Raw genomic sequence first — 16,095 nt, forward strand, 5'->3', positions numbered from 1 at the left:
TCCTCCTATTTCATCGACTGTTTGACGATCAACGTTTTTCCGTTCGGTTCCTGTTTGACTTGTTCGACAGGCTCAAGGACGATTTTCATCTCGGATCCGAGCAACTTGCGCATCTCGTTCAAGAGGATCTGCTCGTGTTTTGGACGGAAACGCTTCGCATCTGGAATATACCGAAGTGTCACGTGATTGAGCGCGTGCTGCTCGACTTGGAGTCGCAAGACGGAGTTCGGAAGTTCTCGGGCAATCGTCGTGATATCCCCTTCGAACACCTTGCCCCGCTTTTCGCTGACGATATAACTCGTTCCCCGTCCATCGATCGAAGCGATGACTGGTCCGTTTAGTCCACAGCTACAGGTCTCGTCACTGAGTGTCATCCGGTCACCGATCCGGTAACGAATCAGTGGTGTGCCGCGTGTCGTAAAACACGTGACGACGACTTCGCCGTCCTCTCCATATGGTTCGATGATGCCCGTCTCATGATGGAGATGAAGTTTTCGATGACTGCATTCTGAGATGATTGGTGCGCCTTCTGAAGAACCATATTGATCGAAGACCGGTGCGTTGAAGGCTTCCTCGAGAACCGAGCGCATCTCCTCCGTCACCGTTTCCGATGTCGGGAAGATGGCGATCAGCGGGATATCCAGCTTTATATGATGCTTCAGCATATAGCGGGCGATTTCGACCATCGCTGTCGGTGTGCCGTCAAGTGCTTGCGGCCGGAATCGATTCAGCTCCTCGATGTAGGCCGGGAAATTCTCTTCCTTCATGTGAAAGATCGAGACGAGCAACTGATTGAGTGGTCGGTTCATCCGCCAGAAGATTGGTTTCTTTTGATCGACAGCTGTCAGCGTCCGTCCGGTGAAACTCGCTCGGCGCATTCCGGCGTGGAAACCATGACGTTCTTTGAAGTAATCGAGATGTGCCATCCGTTCCTGGACATCCTCGCGCATGAACGCCACTTGAAGTGACTTCCCGCTCGTCCCCCCCGTCCGCCCTCGAACCGGCGCATCGACGCGGGACATGAAGGCGTCATTGTTTTGACGAAGTGTTTCTTTTTCAAGGATTGGAATTGTCTTCAGTTGCTCGAGTGACGTGAACGGTAATTGGATATCATGTTCGTGAAAGAGTTGCGCGTAGTATGGCGTATGCGTTGCAACAAAAATGAGAAAGGCATTCAAGCGATCGAGTTGTTCCGCTTTATAATCCTGCGTCCGATCTTTTTTCCGGAGTTCCTTCATCTTCTGTTCATAGAGGGGACCGTATCGTTCTTGCATTAACTTCCGACCGTATAAGGAGGTCAGCCAATTTTGGATAAAGATTGGGGACCGATAGTAGAATTCCTCTTTAAGCGCCATCTTGAATTTCCTCCTTCAGCAAGTAGTGACTCTCGTACCAGTCGATGAATGCATTGACGCCCGCTTCGACCGTCGTCTGTGGACGGTAGCCGATCGTCTCGAACAGTGATGAGACGTCAGCAAAGCTTTCTGGAACATCGCCTGGTTGAAGCGGCATCCCGTTTTGGATTGCCGTCTTGCCAAGGCGCCGCTCAATCAAAGCAACGAATTCATTGAGACGAATCGGGCTGTGACTGCCGATGTTATAGACACGATACGGAACGTTGCTGCGGTCCGGTAAGGGATTTGAGGCATCGAACGATTCATCGACTTCCGGTTCAGTCTGGAACAGGCGGTAGATACTTTCGATGATGTCGTCGACGTAAGTGAAGTCCCGCCCCATCTCACCGTAGTTGTAGAGGTCGATTGGTTTGCCTTTCGCGATTGCTTCCGTGAACTTGAACAGTGCCATATCCGGGCGTCCCCAAGGACCGTAGACGCTGAAGAAGCGAAGGCCTGTCGTCTTTATCCCGTAAAGGCTACTGTAGGTATGTGCCATCAGTTCATTCGCTTTCTTTGAAGCGGCGTAAAGACTTAGCGGATGATCGACGGCATCCGTCGTCGCAAACGGCATCTTCGTATTCGATCCGTAGACGGAACTTGAGGAAGCGTAAATCAGTTGCTCGACTGGGTAATGCCGACACGCCTCAAGAATCGAGAGAAAGCCGACGATGTTTGACGTCATGTAGACGTCCGGTCGATCGATGCTATACCGTACCCCTGCTTGTGCTGCCAGATGGAGAACGAGATCGATCGATTCCTGTTCGAAAATCTGCGCGACGGCTGCTGTCTCTTCGAGTGAGACCCGGTAAAACGTGTAGTCCGTTCCAAGTTCAGCGAGCCGGGCTTCTTTTAACGTTGGGTCGTAATAGTCGTTCACTTCATCGAGTCCGATGACCCGGTAACCCTCCCGGATGAAACGACGTGCGGCGTGAAATCCAATGAAGCCTGCGATACCTGTAATTAAGATCGTTTTATTCGGCACGGTGTTCGACCTCCTCGAAGTAGTGGCGCGCTTGCCAGCGCATGTAGTGAACGGATGTGTAGACGATGAATAACATCGGGAACAACTTATACCGGTGTCGGATGGCCGTTCCGACATTGCCGGTTCCAAGACCGAAGATGACGGCGTTAAGTGCAAAGAGAAGGAAAAAGAAGAAGAGGACGCTGCCGAACGGATGCTGACGGATCAGTTTAAAGGACCGGACGATCGCAAAACAGGCGATGAAGTAGAAGACGGCGTCAAGGAAGAAAATCAGAATGTTCATGACGCTCGACCATTGCCACGGGAATGGTGAGAACAGGAAGTAAATCGTTCGAATCGGCGAGTAGAGAATCATGTCAACTGGACCTGTCACCGTCAATCCGTTCAGATAAGCGGAGCCGCCACGGTCGTAACTCATCCCGCTGAACAACTGACCGTTTTCTGAGACGTGGGTGAACTTTGCAAACAAGACATCCTGGAAGCTGTAGACGATGAAGCCGACGATCAGTACTTGAAAGATTAGTCGCCGCACCTTCGTCGGTTCAAAATCCATTCGTCGTGTCTCATGGCTATAAAACGAGAAATAGACGAGTAAGACGATGATCCCGACAGCAAGTCCGGAGTGGAACATTGTACTAACGAAGTAGCCGAGATACGCGAGCGTCATATGCCATCCGGACTTCTCTTCCGTCCAGCGCACCATGTAGTAAAGTGTGTAGACGATGCCCAGAGCGACGATCTGGTCACGCAAGAGAATCGGTGAGAGCAACAATCCTTGTGGGAAAAATGCGAAGATCAGTGTAGCTGCGAACACGTATCGTTCCGGTAAGCGTAACCGTTGTAGCGTCTTCGCTAGGATGACGACAGCGACAACACCGAGGATAACGTTCAAGAACTGAGCGAGGATTCGTTCAGGACCGAACATCAGGTAGAAGATTCCGAGAAACTTGGAATAGGTGCCACGAACGACATCATTGAAGGTCGACGGATCGGTGAAGATTTGGACACCTTCGAGATGAAAAGCTTCCGTATCGTCCCCACTGTGTGGCGGTAAACGGAACAGCTCGAGATCGATGAACATCAGGACCAGCCGGACGAAGAAAGCGATGATGAAGACGAGAAAGAGTGGCGTCGTCTCTGCCTGACGGAGTAGATAATAGAGAAACAACACCGAGTTGATGAGCAGCAAGGCGGTCACGTAGGTGTCCGGGAAGAGCGACCGGGCGAATTGACAAACGAGCGCTTCGATGACGATGAGTAGTAGGATTGGTCGCATCTTCTTCCCTCCTTAGCTGCTTTGTTCGACGACGAGCGTGACGTCCCGTGGATACAAGGATCGATACAGTGCTGGTAACAATAGGACGATCTGAGTAACGGCGCAGAGGGTGTAAGCGATCGTCGCACCGTATAGACCATACAGCGGAATCAACAGGCTGCAGGCGATCAGGTTGACGACGACACTACCGAAGATCGAGATCGTCTGGATCCGAAATTGCTGGAAGCCGGTCAAGAGTGCCTGAATGACGGTCGAGTTGTAGAAAAAGAGTGAGGCGACCATCATCAAGACGAAAATCAAGTGGTATTGAACGAACGACGCGTTATAGAAAATCGTCAATCCCCACTTGCCGAAGAAGATCGCTCCGACAATCAACAGGATGCCGACGACGTTCGTCATCAGTAACATCGAGCGGGTCAGCTTGCGCAGTTCCGGTAAACTTTGACGTTCACCCGTCTCAGACGAGAAGTTCGGTAGTAAGACGGCGATCAAGGAGTGGATGAACAGACTGCCAAGTACGAGTAGATAGGCGATGCTAGCGTAGTAACCGAGCTCTTCCGTTCCGATTGCGTGACCGACGAACAATCGTGGAATGTTTGCGTTCAAGGCGATCAGAAGAGCGACGAAGCCGAGTGGCATCGCTTTAAGGAACAGCTCCTTGCCTGACCGGTACCGTAAGTCAAGCGCTTGATTGTCAAAGCCGCGACCAATGCGGCGAATTGTCGGTAAATCGTATGCGAGTAGCATGATCAAGTTTCCAGCGATCAAGGCGAGTACGAATCCGTGGATTGAATGGGTCGTAAAGAGGACGAGTGCTGCGCCCGAGACGTTCAAGAGACTCCGGAAGATTTTCGAGACGGCGACTTCCTTGAAGGCAGTGTGTCCTTGCAAGAAACCGTAAGCGAGATCAGCGAACGATTCCATGTACTTATTCAGGTAGACAAGCAGTGTCAGGAGTAAAATGTCCGCTTCACCGAAGAAATAATAGACCCCAAGGAGGACGAACACACCTGCCGAGAGGAGTGAAAAACGAGTCTTGATGAAGAGCCAGAAGTTCGTCAGTCCAGCCCGTTCTGCCGTCAGGATCGTACTGGCGTTCAGCCAACAGAACATGACGATCGGTGCGGTGATGGCAAGGGCGTAGTTGAAATAACCGATGTTGAGCGGTGTGCTCCATTTGATCAGGAGCGTCAAAATCATCCATTGATGGAGCGAATACGCCGTATCGGCAATGAAGATGAGATTGAAGCGGGACAGTCGGGCCGTTTTCATCGTTTCCCCTCCTCTCTATTTGCGAGCGATCCGCATCGTCGGTGCTACCGGGTCGGCATCGGTTTCGTTCGTGACGTCTAACAAATACTGGCGGAGTACCTCGTCCTGACCGAGCGCTTGGGCGATCTCACGCAGGTACGGGTCGACGGATCCAAAAGGTCGTGTCTTACCGACAAGGATCTTGTCGAAGACGAGTTCGTCATGCACTTCATCACGAGCGAGCAGTTCCTCGTAGAGTTTCTCGCCTTTTCGAATGCCGCTGTAGACGATTGGGATCTGCTCTTCCGTGAATCCACTCAAGTGAATCAAGTTCTTCGCGAGTGTCGTGATGTGGACCGGTTCACCCATATCGAGGACGAACACTTCGCCACCTTTTGCGAGGACACTCGCTTGAATGACGAGACGACTCGCTTCCGGGATTGTCATGAAGTAGCGTGTCATCCGGGGATCGGTGATCGTGATCGGTCCGCCTTTCGCGATTTGTTCCTTGAACAGTGGAATGACGGAACCGCGGCTCCCGAGGACGTTTCCGAACCGGACGACGGCGAACGTCGTCTCGCTGTTACGTGCCATCTGCTGGATGACCATCTCGGCGATTCGTTTCGTCGCCCCCATCACACTCGTCGGATTGACGGCCTTATCGGTCGAAATCATGACGAAGCGTTTGACACCAGCCGCTTCCGCCGCTCGAGCGACGTTGCGTGTTCCATAGATGTTGTTCTTGACGGCTTCGCTTGGGTTATCCTCCATTAGCGGCACGTGCTTGTGGGCTGCCGCGTGATAGACGAGATCCGGCTCGAACCGTCGCATGACTTCAAGCATCCGATCACTGTCTTGCACATCGGCGATGACGGATTCGAACTGGATGTCCCGACTGAGACACTCGAGTTCCCGGCGGATCAGATAGATGCTGTTTTCGCCGTGTCCGAGAAGGATGAGCCGTTCAGGACGGAAGCGAATCAGTTGCCTGCAAATTTCGGAACCGATCGAACCACCAGCACCGGTGACGAGGACGGTCGCGCTATGAACGCTTCGTTCGATTTCCGTAATATCGAGTTCGACCGGTTCGCGACCGAGTAAGTCAGCGATCGAGACTTCACGAATTTGTTTGATCGAGACCTTTCCGGACGCCAGTTCGACGAGCATCGGTAACGTATGCGCTTCGACTTGGGTTTGTTTAATCCGGTTCAGCAATTCAACCCGCTGCGGATACGGTAACGATGGGATCGCGAGAACAACTGCTTCAATCTTTTGTTCCTCGATGATGCATTCGAGTTGGTCGATTGCTCCGATGACGGGAACACCGTGAATCCGCATCCCGCGTAGTTCAAGCGAATCATCCAGTAATCCAACGACGTTTAAGATATGCGATTTCTTTTGTTTCAGTTCTTTTGTGATCATCTGACCGGAGGCACCGGCACCGATGATCAGCGTTCGTTTGCCGAGCGTCTTATTGTCAGGAACGAGTCTTAAGCTACGTCCGCGAATCAACAACCGGACGAATAAGATACCGTTTAAAACGAGTCCGGTCTGCAGGAAGATCGCTCGTTCGACCGCGAAGTCGAACAATGCGTACTCAAGTCCTAGTAAGACGAAGCTGCTGGCGAGGACGACGACGAGGAGAACGGCGAGATCACGAAGGCTTGCGTAACGCCAGATGATTTGATAGAAGCGCATCCAGTGTGCGACGAACGTGAGGGCGACCCACTGGATGAGAGCGATTTCGAGTGCATCCTGCAACTCGAAGTTGACGGTGAGATGGAGCGGATTAAAGAAATAGAACGTAACGACAGTCGCGAGTGCGATGATTCCGGCGTCGATCAGGCGAAGGAGTCCAATCTTCAACTGCCGACGGTACGGGGTGAGCGGGGAATGCTGCATGACGGTGTCTCCTCTCCTCTCTCATGAATGGGTGCGGGGAATTGCTTTCGGATAACTATCAGTGGATTCACGTGTCGCTTCCTTTTTGCTTAACGAGCGAGAATAGACGATCAGGAGTCCGAGCATCAGACCAAGGACGCCACCTATCCCTGTATTCATCAGAATGTTCGGTGATACGGGGTTCGTTGGAATCCGTGCACTCGAGAACACTTCCGTCTTACTCGTGTTAATCAGTTGCGGGAGATAGTCCTGGAAGACTTCCGTCATCGTATTCGCTTGAATCGCTGCCTGCTCCGCCGAACGATCTGTGACGGATAAGGCGATGACTTGCGAATCGAGATTGCTCGAGACCGTCAGACGATCCGTCAAATCGAATAACCGCTTGTCGGTGACGTTCATCTTTTGGGCGACCTGATCGACGACCTCTGGGCTTCGTAAGATATCTTGATAGGTACTGACGAGTGTCGGCGTCGATGTCGCCTCAGCGTTCGCTTGAGGAACGACGAGGATGTAGGCCGTCGCCTCGTATGTCTTTGGAATGACATACATGCTGAGTGCATATCCAGCACCCGCGAAGAGAATCATGAAGAGTGCGAGTAGCCACCAGCCGCGTCGGAGCGTCGTCAAATGATCTCCGAAGGTTTTTCTTTGATGCATCGAGCTCACTGTTGTTCACCTCTTTCTGACTTGACCGAATGGATGGACATTGGTTATATCTACACCTTATTTCCAATCGAATCCCAAAACAATTAGAGCTTGGTGGAAATGATTATATTTTTTTCGGTAGCTATCTCGCTTGCGCAACACTAGTTCACCGTATGAATTCATGTCACGAAAAAAACGCGATTCACGAAAAAATGATCACGTTTTTCTTAATCTTTTTTCATTTATCTGCATGATGTTTTGAAAGATAAGGGTAAATACCAATTTGATGATTAAAAAGTGTTCAAATCGGTAATAAGTCCTATATGAAGGGTGGATAGTCTTTAGAAATCATGTTAAAATCAGCCAATATACCCACATCGTTTGCCTTATCCATCCTAGTCGCTTGGATCATGCTCGATGCTTGGATTCGTCCCTTATCCTTCACGGACGAAGTGTTGCCGAAACAGTGGTCTCTTTGGTTGCTTCCGGTCTACATCGTTCTGTTCAGCGTCTGTTGGCTCATCTTACGACCGTTCTATCGCGCCAATCGGGCGAGAGGATATCAAATCGCACTAATTTTTCTGATTTATCTGACATTTCATATCGTTTTTTTCTTCTTTAACACGAATACGGATCGTATTCTTGCTTCGCTTTACCTCATCTCGACTTGGCTGTTCGTTGGCATCGTCTCTTCGCTCTCGCGTACATCAATCGAACAATGGCAACGGCTGTTGTGTCACTTTCTTTATGGACAAGCCGTCTTTCTCGCTTTCTATGCCCTCATCGTCTCATTTGGTTCAGAGTATGTTCCGGTCGAAAACCTGCAATGGCTTCGGATCGGTCCTTTGTCATTTCCTCAACTGTACGTCGGGGAACAAGGTTCATTCCTTCGCCTCGCTGGTCTGATGAACAATCCGAATACGCTTGCAGCATGGCTTGTTCCAGGCGGACTGTTTGCTTGGTTCTACTTGCTCAAACAGTTCCCGCGTCGGCAAAGCTTTCTGCACGCCGTCCTCCTCCTTCTCATCATCATCGCATTACTCAGAAGCGGTTCGCAGACAGGAATCTATTCTTTTCTCCTCCTTGCCCTGCTGACGAGTATTCGAATGGTTCCGGGAACGAGACAGCGGGTGCAGGTGACAGCGTGTTACGTAACGGGCAGCTTGATCCTCCTAGCCGTCTTTACGTTTCAAGGACTGCTTCCCCGTTTGCTCAGTCTCAACGGACGATTGACGCTCTGGCAAGCCGGATGGCGCGCTTCCGCTGATTCGCTTTGGTTCGGGCACGGGATCGGAAGTGCCCCACGCGGACTGGAGGAACAACTGAACGAACAAGTTCTCTATACGTTCCACAGTACACCGATCACTTATCTCTATGAATTTGGACTCATCGGTTGTTTGCTGTACGGCGCAGTCTTTCTGTATCTGTTCTATCGACTGTTTCGGATTCAGACAACGGATCTCGCGTTTCTCGCACTGTTGCTTGCAAGCTGGCTCGGACTACTTCAATTCACGGAAAGCATTCTCGTTAGACCGAGTGGATTTTATTTTATTTGGCTCAGCCTTCTCGCTTATACGTCGCTTCGTCGACTTCCACCTCACGACAGTACCCACACCTAGAGCACCTACATGAAAGGGGTATGACATCATGAAGAAATGGACAGAACAACAAGTCATCGATAGCCTAATCGAAGCTAGTATCGAATATCCCGCTCTCGACGCAAAGACGTATGCGCGCTGGTCGGTCGGAAAAGACATTCCATCGATCACGACGATCATCAATGTATTTGGCTCTTGGCGTGAAGCACTCCAAGCGGCTGGTCTCTCATCAATCCGTCCGTACTTTTCAGATGAAGAGATTCTTGCTTTCATCAAGGAAGCATCGACACGCTTACACCCGTTCCATAGCAACAGCTACCGGGAATGGGCAAAGGCGAAACATGGCCCCTCCTTGACATTGATCAACTTACGCTTCGGTTCTTGGTCACGTGCACTCGAAGAAGCACACATTGAAATGACACGTTCTATCTCGATGACAGAAGAACGTATTATCACGGCACTGCTCGAAGCTTCAGATGTCCTTCCACGTCTGACGACACAGACGTATGCGATTTGGGCACAAGAAAACGGACATCCGACAGTCGCGACGATTGCCCGTAAATACGGTTCATGGGCAGATGCCCTCGCTTGCCTCGACATCGCACCGCCTCGCCGGAAATGGGTCGAAGAAGATGTCCTTGAAGCACTGCGGCAGGCACAAGAAGAATTACCTTCCCTCAGTATCATTCATTACCGGAAATGGGCAGAAGGTCGCTCGGTTCCGAGTACCTCGACGATCAACGCTCTCTTCGGTAGCTGGACCTCCGCCGTGCAATGCCTCAAGCGTGCACGCGTCTCTCTTTCTTGATTCTGCTCTTCTACCTAAAAGGAGTGGTCCGGTCTCGACCGGATCACTCCTTTTTCGTGCCTATGATTTTTTGATTTGCTCAAGCAGCGAGGCAGGCAACAGCGTCACCGTATCGTGCTTCAATAAATAGATGTCTTCCACATACGCTCCGATGCGTCGGGGATTACGTTGCCCGTGGAGATTGTTTTGAATCGCTTTCGGAAAATTGACGCCACATTCATACGCATGCGGGTACCCCCCACCGAATCGCGGATTGATCTCTGATAGGTAGAGCGTTCCGTCCACATCGAACAGGTCAAAATCAAGCGGACCGATAAGACCGGTTCCATCTAAGACCTGCTCGACCAGTTCAAAGACATCATCGCGTTTAACGGAACGACTCTTGTCAGTTTCTCCTGCACGCATGACGAGTTTCTCCTTGATGAAGATATCGGTCACTTCATGCGTCAGCCAGTCGACATAGACATCGACACCGAGCTCTTGTCCTCTTAAGTATTCTTGAATCAATAAATCGGGATAGGTAGCGAATAATCCTTCGACGACCTCAAGTGAAGAAACCGCCTGGACATGGAGACTGGCACTCCCATTGCGTGGTTTGACGAAGACTGGGAACTGGACCTCCCCTTGCGCAAGTGCGCTCCGGAATGCTTCGAGCGTCACGTATGTCCGCGCATGCGCGATCCCTTCCGCGACACAATACGTATACATCGCGTACTTGTCGAAACAGAGACGACAGGCATCCATCGGTGAGACGAGGACCGTGACACCGATGGCTTCAAACTGTTCCGTCGCCGCTGCAAGTAACTCCAGTTCAGGATCAATCAATGACAATAATGCTGTCACCTGTTCCCGCTGGCACAATTCAAGTAAATGCTCGATATAATCCGGTGCATCGATCCGTGGTACGAGATGATGGCGTTCCGTCATATAGAGACCCGGTGCAAGTGGACTACAATCCGCGGTACTGACATGACCGTTTGACATCTCACGGACAAAATACTCGACCAGTTTCGTCCGACGACCAACGCTCGTCATCAATAAATGGGAAGTCTTCATAAGGCAGTCTCCTTCGTTAAAAGTGATGCCTGTTCTTTTCGTGCTGGAAGGAAAGACTTCCTGCTTGGCGTCGTACTTTTTTCCTATAGACGAGTAGATAACATCCGATTCCAATTAATGCCCCCATTCCATCGAGTAAGACATCTTGAATGAGTCCTGTCCGGTCCCCTGTCAAAATCTGATGAAACTCATCAAAGACCGCTACCGTGATTGCTAACGAATAGGCAAACAAGACGGCCAGTCCTGTCGTTAGGCGACGACGCGTCAAATCAATCAATCCCACACCTAACACAAGAAATGTTGAGACGTGAGCGGCTTTTCGAATGAAAAATTCAATGAAGCCACTCCGTCCGAGGGCAGCGACACTGACTTCTCCGTGATACGAGAAAGAGATGAAACGCAGATGATCGACGAATCCTAACGGAATGAAGCGCGATAACCCTGGTTTGATGGATTGTGCCTGGTACGGCATCGAACTTGAGATAAAGAGGACTAAGAGAACGGCAAGGACGACGTAGCCGGACCATGTAATTTTTTTCATGAAGACACTCCTTTTTTTCACATACACCTTAGAATAGCATGTGATTTACCTCAGCATGACTATCGTTTTAAAAGCCAGATTTAGTATTTCACTATCTTTTTATTTCCTTATTCAAACGTTTTTTACATTTCAAAGGTTTCTCCCGTACGATAAGTGGTTAATTAGTACTATACACGATGACCTGAGGAATAGGAGTGAAGCGCTATGAATCGCGCACTTGGAAAAAAAATCATGCAACTACGAAAACAGCACAAGTACACCCAAAAGCATCTAGCCGAAAAATGCGGTGAAACTGCGACGACGATTTCCGCATATGAACGCGGACAACGGATGCCAACTCCCCAATCCCTCGAACGCTTAGCACTTGCTTTAAATACAACAATCATTGATTTGATTGATCCAAAGCATGTTCAGCACCCATCTCTGAATGAATTCATACAACAAGCGCTCGAACCGACGAAACCTCTTGATTTGAAGCTCGTATTAGAGGATTTACTTGTTCACTTGAGTTTATCTAAAGAAATTTATTTCGATGGTAGACTGATCTCAACTACAGTTCGAGAAGAGATGGCGACTTCGATTGATCATGCGTTAAAACGCGGATCAGCATCGATCGAAGCCTAAAAAGAGAAAAGGCATGGGAGCGATTACGCCCCATGCCTTTTCTTTGGATTAATCGGTTTTTACGACATGATCGATGTACAATTGATTTTCTTCATATGTTGCCTCCAACAGCCTTCGGAAAAAAGTGTTTTGTTTAGTTTTCTCCGAAACAAACACACGATCATATCGTTGATGTGTCTGTTTGAGAAGACTGAATTTTAGCGTTCGAAGTTCTGAAGAAAAAAACAATTGAATACCGTGATGTCCGAAAGCATCCATTGCTCTCGATTCTTCTAAGAAGTGAAAGGATTCGTCTGGAAACAAAGTCTCAATGAACGATAGACAGCTTTTTTGAAAGGTAGTTTCGTTCTGATTTTCCATGATGGTCCGGCTCCTCTTTCTCATGATGTACTTTGAATCGTAATACAAAACTTCTGTATCTCAATACCCTGCCTTTAGACCTATTCAAACTAAACTAGGAGATATATTTTTAATTTATTCTCCTTCTATTCTATCAAAAGCTTATTGTTTATTGAATTCAAGAACGACAATTGTTTTTCCTTCATATATTGATCGACCTTCATAACGAGAGAGTTTCGCGAATTCAAATAAGGTTTCAGGTTTGTATAAGTAATCGATTGCATAGCTTACTTTTTCTTCGCTACCTGATTTTAAATACGCATTAAATAAGAGTCGTTCGCCATCTACATGATGACCAAAGAACATTAAAGTATCATGTATCCGTCGAGTCGAAATGGACTGCTCTGATTCTCTTAGATAAGGAATATCGTGCAACGAAACGAGCAGTTTTCCATGTACACCTAAAAGTTGACGTATGTTCCGAAAGAATAATAGCAGTTCCCCACGGTTGTAATGCATGATGGTCGTACCAGGAAGAACGATCCGATCAAAGAATTCAGGACCTACGACGTCTGTCACATCATGGCTCCAGCCATATACTTTATGACGGTACGGTGTATCGATTTGATGTGTCCGAATCATTTCTGACTCGATCAAATATAAATCGTATCCTTCATCAGATAAGAGATTAAAGAGTTTTGGATCGAACGTGCCGTAAAACAGAACCTTCTCTTCTTTTTGTAGATAGCGTCGATAAAACGTCAATTCATCAATTTCTGTGACTTGCTTCGCTTCTTGATACAGTTGCCCAAAACGTTCATCCGCATAAACGTGATCGAGTACTTCAACACGTGAATAGCTTCCCTTTCTTAAAAATGGACCAAATAATACGTCACTCATGATACATCAACTCCTTATAGTATCGAATCGCTTCTGCATAGTCTGCTCCAAGTCGTTCTGGTAATACGTCAAATTGTTCTTTTTGATCAGCTTCAAGAATCCACAAAAATGCTTCGTTCGTTTCGAATAGTTGCATCGATGTTAAATCGAAAGCGAAATACCCCTCTTCGTTTTGAATACCAATCAACGTGAGTGGACCGATACGTCCAATCGTTCGTGGTAATTCTAAATCTGAATAGGGTGTAACAAATCGACTTTCACCTGAAAATGATCCTGCGAGTTGATAGAGTAACGGAAATAACTCGAGTTCCTTTGGTGTGGCCATTGCCTCTAACTGCCCTGCTCTTTGCTCAACCATTAGAGAAATGTCCGAATTCAACCGATCGGTTTTCTGTCGATCCGCATAGATACCATCTTCAAAGAAAAAAAGACGATGTGAATTTTTCAATCCAGCTTGTGTCGCATAATCCAATATACCGGCAAATCGTTCGTTTTGAATCCACCCGGTATCCTTCCAGCGCTCCAACTGACGAGCGAGTTCTGCCCGAGATAAAACATCAAGTCGTGTTTCAAGCGGTGGGGACAGTGTATCACCGAAAGCAAGAAGGACTGGCGTCCGACTCATTAATTCAATGATTGGTAGATCGTGACGCATCGGATGATCGAAATACACGATACTATTCACTGTCATCGATGTGAAAAAAGATGCCGGAATACGATTCAACAATGAGCTATCTTCGATATAGACATGCCGCAGCGGTTGTGGTTGGAATAGTGAAACATATCGATGAACGCCCGTCATTAAAGACAATAACTCGTTTTGAACGATGGGAAGCACTAACTTTTCATCCTCAAATATGAGAGGTAGTTCTAAACCATTTAGAAAATCGGGTTGTCCAAATACGATACCACCTTCCGCTCGAATTAAATGAAACTGAACGTGAAGCATCTGCTGTTGCAAATAAGCAACCAGTCGTAATGTCCGTTCTCCTTCACCTTGTAGAATAAAGAGATAATGTTCATATTCTTGAAAATCCATATAATCCAGTAAATCCTCGAACGTATGCATGTCGTAATCAAAAACATCTAAAGAAAAACGATGGGTTTCACAAAAGTGTCTCATCGCTGAAGAGGGACGTGAGTGTTGTAACCAACCATCCTGTTCTGATACGATCGTAATTCCTATCATGTGATTGCTCCTTTCTGATGAAAATCATGCAAAAAGGACTTCATCCCACATACGAATGAAGTCCTTAGAATGATTCAAGCAGTCTTGTTTCTATCTTTCTTAGACTTAGCAATGGTTTGATTCATTTCCCGATGAGCCAAGGGGGCGACTGAGACGGTAGCAGCATTGAGACACCAAGCGCAAGAAGTCATGTTACGTCGCGTTTCTTTTAAGATGAGTGTCATAGGTGTACCCCTTTCTGAATCAAATACGGCGGGCGATGAAACATTGATATGAAATCAAGTAAATCTATGGTATCCCTTTGCAATCACTTCTATAATAGAAATGGATACTGAGTAACAGTTCAATTTTCATGAAAGGACGAGGATCCAATGGATCATTTCACGTCACCGCAAATTGGTTTGGCGTTACGCCGTCTGCGAAAAAAACATAATCTAACGCAAAAGGATTTAGCAAACGGTATCTGCAGTCAAGCAGAAATCAGTAAGATTGAGAGTGGCACACATTCCCCAACAATCGAATTGTTATATGCGCTATCCCGAAGGTTACAAGTTCCGATTTCTGCGTTTCTAGATCCCAATCGTCAACAAGATTCATTAAAGACGATCGATGAAGACTTACTACATCGTTTTAGAAATCAAGACTTTGAGTCAATCTATAAAGAGAGTCAAAAGATTTTAGAGCAACATGATTCTTCTTTTGAGTTTGTACTACTGTACAAATACTACTATTACCTTTGTTCGTATCGGCTTCAAAAAATTGATTATCGAACCTGTATCGTTGAGCTTCAAAATTTATCAGCAGATTATCTAACTTCTCATTATTCACCCAGTATGCTGATTCGTATTAAGTCAGCTATCGCGAATCTATACTCTGAAAATAAAAGTTATCAGCATAGCATTAATGTTTATGAGGAAATCCTCAAATTAAATTTTGATAGCGATGATTTAGTAACAGAAAAAATTAGAATCACCTATAATTTTTCTAAAATCTTATTAGATTTCTCTAAATATGAACAAGCTCTGCAATTGATTGATGAAGCAATTGAAGAAAGCCTTAATTTTAAAGACATGTCGGTATTAGGACAGTTATACGCTCAAAAGGGAGATTGTCTTGAGAAGTTGGGCGCGACTAAAGAACAAATTATTGGTGCGTATGACAAAGCGTATTTTTTGTTCGAACTACTCAACATGAATCAGTATAAAAAAATCATTTCTTCTATTCGAAGTGATTTTTTAAAAAACATTGTTAGTCAAAATAGTTAATTATGCTCGTGTTGTAGAATATTCAAGTGGAATACGTTCGATCGCTACGTCACGTTTGACTGAGTACTCAAGTGGGATACGCTCGATCGCTACGTCACGTTTGACTGAGTATTCAAGTGGGATACGCTCGATTGCTACGTCACGTTTGACTGAGTATTCAAGTGGGATACGCTCGATTGCTACATCACGTTTGACTGAGTATTCAAGTGGGATACGCTCGATTGCTACGTCACGTTTGACTGAGTACTCAAGTGGAATTCGTTCGATTGCTACATCACGTTTGACCGAATATTCAAGTGGGATACGTTCGATTGCTACATCA

At 47.4% G+C, this 16,095-nt stretch carries 16 protein-coding genes; 4 read left to right on the forward strand and 12 right to left on the reverse strand.

The annotated features are described in order from the left end of the window. Positions 1 to 5 precede the first annotated feature (5 nt). Genes ASF99_RS12870 through ASF99_RS12895 form a run of 6 tightly spaced genes read right to left on the reverse strand, consistent with a single transcriptional unit; the run spans position 6 to position 7,465 of the window. The gene (locus tag ASF99_RS12870; protein WP_055969129.1) at positions 6 to 1,355 is read right to left on the reverse strand and encodes a phenylacetate--CoA ligase family protein; all 1,350 of its coding nucleotides are present in this window, start codon (positions 1,353 to 1,355) and stop codon (positions 6 to 8) included. Continuing rightward, entirely contained in the window at positions 1,345 to 2,379 is a 1,035-nt protein-coding gene (locus ASF99_RS12875; RefSeq protein ID WP_055969131.1) for an NAD-dependent epimerase, read from the reverse strand. The genes ASF99_RS12870 and ASF99_RS12875 overlap by 11 nt, the downstream gene beginning before the upstream one ends. Then, positions 2,369 to 3,655, reverse strand: coding sequence for a glycosyltransferase family 39 protein (locus ASF99_RS12880; protein WP_055969134.1), 1,287 nt, complete (start codon positions 3,653 to 3,655; stop codon positions 2,369 to 2,371). Before ASF99_RS12880 ends, ASF99_RS12875 begins: the two co-directional genes overlap by 11 nt. A gap of 12 nt (positions 3,656 to 3,667) precedes the next feature. Then, the gene (locus ASF99_RS12885) at positions 3,668 to 4,927 is read right to left on the reverse strand and encodes an oligosaccharide flippase family protein (RefSeq protein ID WP_055969136.1); all 1,260 of its coding nucleotides are present in this window, start codon (positions 4,925 to 4,927) and stop codon (positions 3,668 to 3,670) included. Between the two features lie 15 nt (positions 4,928 to 4,942). After that, on the reverse strand, positions 4,943 to 6,808 hold the full coding sequence (locus ASF99_RS12890) for a polysaccharide biosynthesis protein (RefSeq protein WP_023469400.1): 1,866 nt from the start codon (positions 6,806 to 6,808) through the stop codon (positions 4,943 to 4,945). Between the two features lie 21 nt (positions 6,809 to 6,829). Further along, a complete protein-coding gene (locus tag ASF99_RS12895; RefSeq protein ID WP_235147600.1) occupies positions 6,830 to 7,465 on the reverse strand; it encodes a YveK family protein in 636 nt (211 codons plus the stop codon). Between the two features lie 338 nt (positions 7,466 to 7,803). Between ASF99_RS12895 and ASF99_RS12900 the strand changes: the two genes are divergently transcribed. Continuing rightward, a complete protein-coding gene (locus tag ASF99_RS12900; RefSeq protein WP_055969138.1) occupies positions 7,804 to 9,072 on the forward strand; it encodes an O-antigen ligase family protein in 1,269 nt (422 codons plus the stop codon). 28 nt (positions 9,073 to 9,100) lie between these two features. Then, positions 9,101 to 9,859: a homing endonuclease associated repeat-containing protein gene (locus ASF99_RS12905; RefSeq protein ID WP_023469403.1), complete on the forward strand. Its 759-nt coding sequence runs from the start codon at positions 9,101 to 9,103 to the stop codon at positions 9,857 to 9,859. A gap of 60 nt (positions 9,860 to 9,919) precedes the next feature. Here ASF99_RS12905 and ASF99_RS12910 read toward each other — a convergent pair whose 3' ends face one another. After that, complete coding sequence (locus ASF99_RS12910; protein WP_055969141.1) at positions 9,920 to 10,915, reverse strand: ATP-grasp domain-containing protein; 996 nt, start codon at positions 10,913 to 10,915, stop codon at positions 9,920 to 9,922. A 16-nt stretch (positions 10,916 to 10,931) separates the two neighbouring features. Then, on the reverse strand, positions 10,932 to 11,456 hold the full coding sequence (locus ASF99_RS12915; RefSeq protein WP_055969143.1) for a VanZ family protein: 525 nt from the start codon (positions 11,454 to 11,456) through the stop codon (positions 10,932 to 10,934). A 204-nt stretch (positions 11,457 to 11,660) separates the two neighbouring features. On the opposite strand from ASF99_RS12915, the gene ASF99_RS12920 reads away from it, so the two are divergent. Further along, entirely contained in the window at positions 11,661 to 12,080 is a 420-nt protein-coding gene (locus ASF99_RS12920) for a helix-turn-helix domain-containing protein (RefSeq protein WP_023469406.1), read from the forward strand. A gap of 48 nt (positions 12,081 to 12,128) precedes the next feature. Here ASF99_RS12920 and ASF99_RS12925 read toward each other — a convergent pair whose 3' ends face one another. The 3 genes from ASF99_RS12925 to ASF99_RS12935 form a co-directional block, all read right to left on the reverse strand. Continuing rightward, positions 12,129 to 12,440 (reverse strand): hypothetical protein, encoded by a 312-nt coding sequence (locus ASF99_RS12925; protein ID WP_023469407.1) that lies wholly within the window; start codon positions 12,438 to 12,440, stop codon positions 12,129 to 12,131. A 141-nt stretch (positions 12,441 to 12,581) separates the two neighbouring features. Next, positions 12,582 to 13,319 (reverse strand): hypothetical protein, encoded by a 738-nt coding sequence (locus tag ASF99_RS12930; RefSeq protein ID WP_035396050.1) that lies wholly within the window; start codon positions 13,317 to 13,319, stop codon positions 12,582 to 12,584. Then, positions 13,312 to 14,508: a hypothetical protein gene (locus ASF99_RS12935; RefSeq protein WP_055969146.1), complete on the reverse strand. Its 1,197-nt coding sequence runs from the start codon at positions 14,506 to 14,508 to the stop codon at positions 13,312 to 13,314. The genes ASF99_RS12930 and ASF99_RS12935 overlap by 8 nt, the downstream gene beginning before the upstream one ends. A 371-nt stretch (positions 14,509 to 14,879) precedes the next feature. On the opposite strand from ASF99_RS12935, the gene ASF99_RS12940 reads away from it, so the two are divergent. Continuing rightward, entirely contained in the window at positions 14,880 to 15,773 is an 894-nt protein-coding gene (locus ASF99_RS12940; protein WP_035396046.1) for a helix-turn-helix domain-containing protein, read from the forward strand. On the opposite strand, the gene ASF99_RS12945 is transcribed toward ASF99_RS12940, so the two are convergent. Then, a partial coding sequence (locus ASF99_RS12945; protein WP_162236811.1) for a hypothetical protein occupies positions 15,774 to 16,095 on the reverse strand: 322 nt, incomplete at its 5' end. It lies immediately after the preceding gene.

Source organism: Exiguobacterium sp. Leaf187, from assembly GCF_001423925.1.
Classification (GTDB): Bacteria; Bacillota; Bacilli; order Exiguobacteriales; family Exiguobacteriaceae; genus Exiguobacterium_A; species Exiguobacterium_A indicum.

Bases quoted from the DNA above. Each gene is read 5' to 3' on its own strand.
- ASF99_RS12870 (WP_055969129.1), bottom strand. From the start codon at position 1,355: ATGGCGCTTAAAGAGGAATTCTACTATCGGTCCCCAATCTTTATCCAA.
- ASF99_RS12880 (WP_055969134.1), bottom strand. From the start codon at position 3,655: ATGCGACCAATCCTACTACTCATCGTCATCGAAGCGCTCGTTTGTCAA.
- ASF99_RS12885 (WP_055969136.1), bottom strand. From the start codon at position 4,927: ATGAAAACGGCCCGACTGTCCCGCTTCAATCTCATCTTCATTGCCGAT.
- ASF99_RS12890 (WP_023469400.1), bottom strand. From the start codon at position 6,808: ATGCAGCATTCCCCGCTCACCCCGTACCGTCGGCAGTTGAAGATTGGA.
- ASF99_RS12895 (WP_235147600.1), bottom strand. From the start codon at position 7,465: ATGCATCAAAGAAAAACCTTCGGAGATCATTTGACGACGCTCCGACGC.
- ASF99_RS12900 (WP_055969138.1), top strand. From the start codon at position 7,804: ATGTTAAAATCAGCCAATATACCCACATCGTTTGCCTTATCCATCCTA.
- ASF99_RS12905 (WP_023469403.1), top strand. From the start codon at position 9,101: ATGAAGAAATGGACAGAACAACAAGTCATCGATAGCCTAATCGAAGCT.
- ASF99_RS12910 (WP_055969141.1), bottom strand. From the start codon at position 10,915: ATGAAGACTTCCCATTTATTGATGACGAGCGTTGGTCGTCGGACGAAA.
- ASF99_RS12915 (WP_055969143.1), bottom strand. From the start codon at position 11,456: ATGAAAAAAATTACATGGTCCGGCTACGTCGTCCTTGCCGTTCTCTTA.
- ASF99_RS12920 (WP_023469406.1), top strand. From the start codon at position 11,661: ATGAATCGCGCACTTGGAAAAAAAATCATGCAACTACGAAAACAGCAC.
- ASF99_RS12925 (WP_023469407.1), bottom strand. From the start codon at position 12,440: ATGGAAAATCAGAACGAAACTACCTTTCAAAAAAGCTGTCTATCGTTC.
- ASF99_RS12930 (WP_035396050.1), bottom strand. From the start codon at position 13,319: ATGAGTGACGTATTATTTGGTCCATTTTTAAGAAAGGGAAGCTATTCA.
- ASF99_RS12935 (WP_055969146.1), bottom strand. From the start codon at position 14,508: ATGATAGGAATTACGATCGTATCAGAACAGGATGGTTGGTTACAACAC.
- ASF99_RS12940 (WP_035396046.1), top strand. From the start codon at position 14,880: ATGGATCATTTCACGTCACCGCAAATTGGTTTGGCGTTACGCCGTCTG.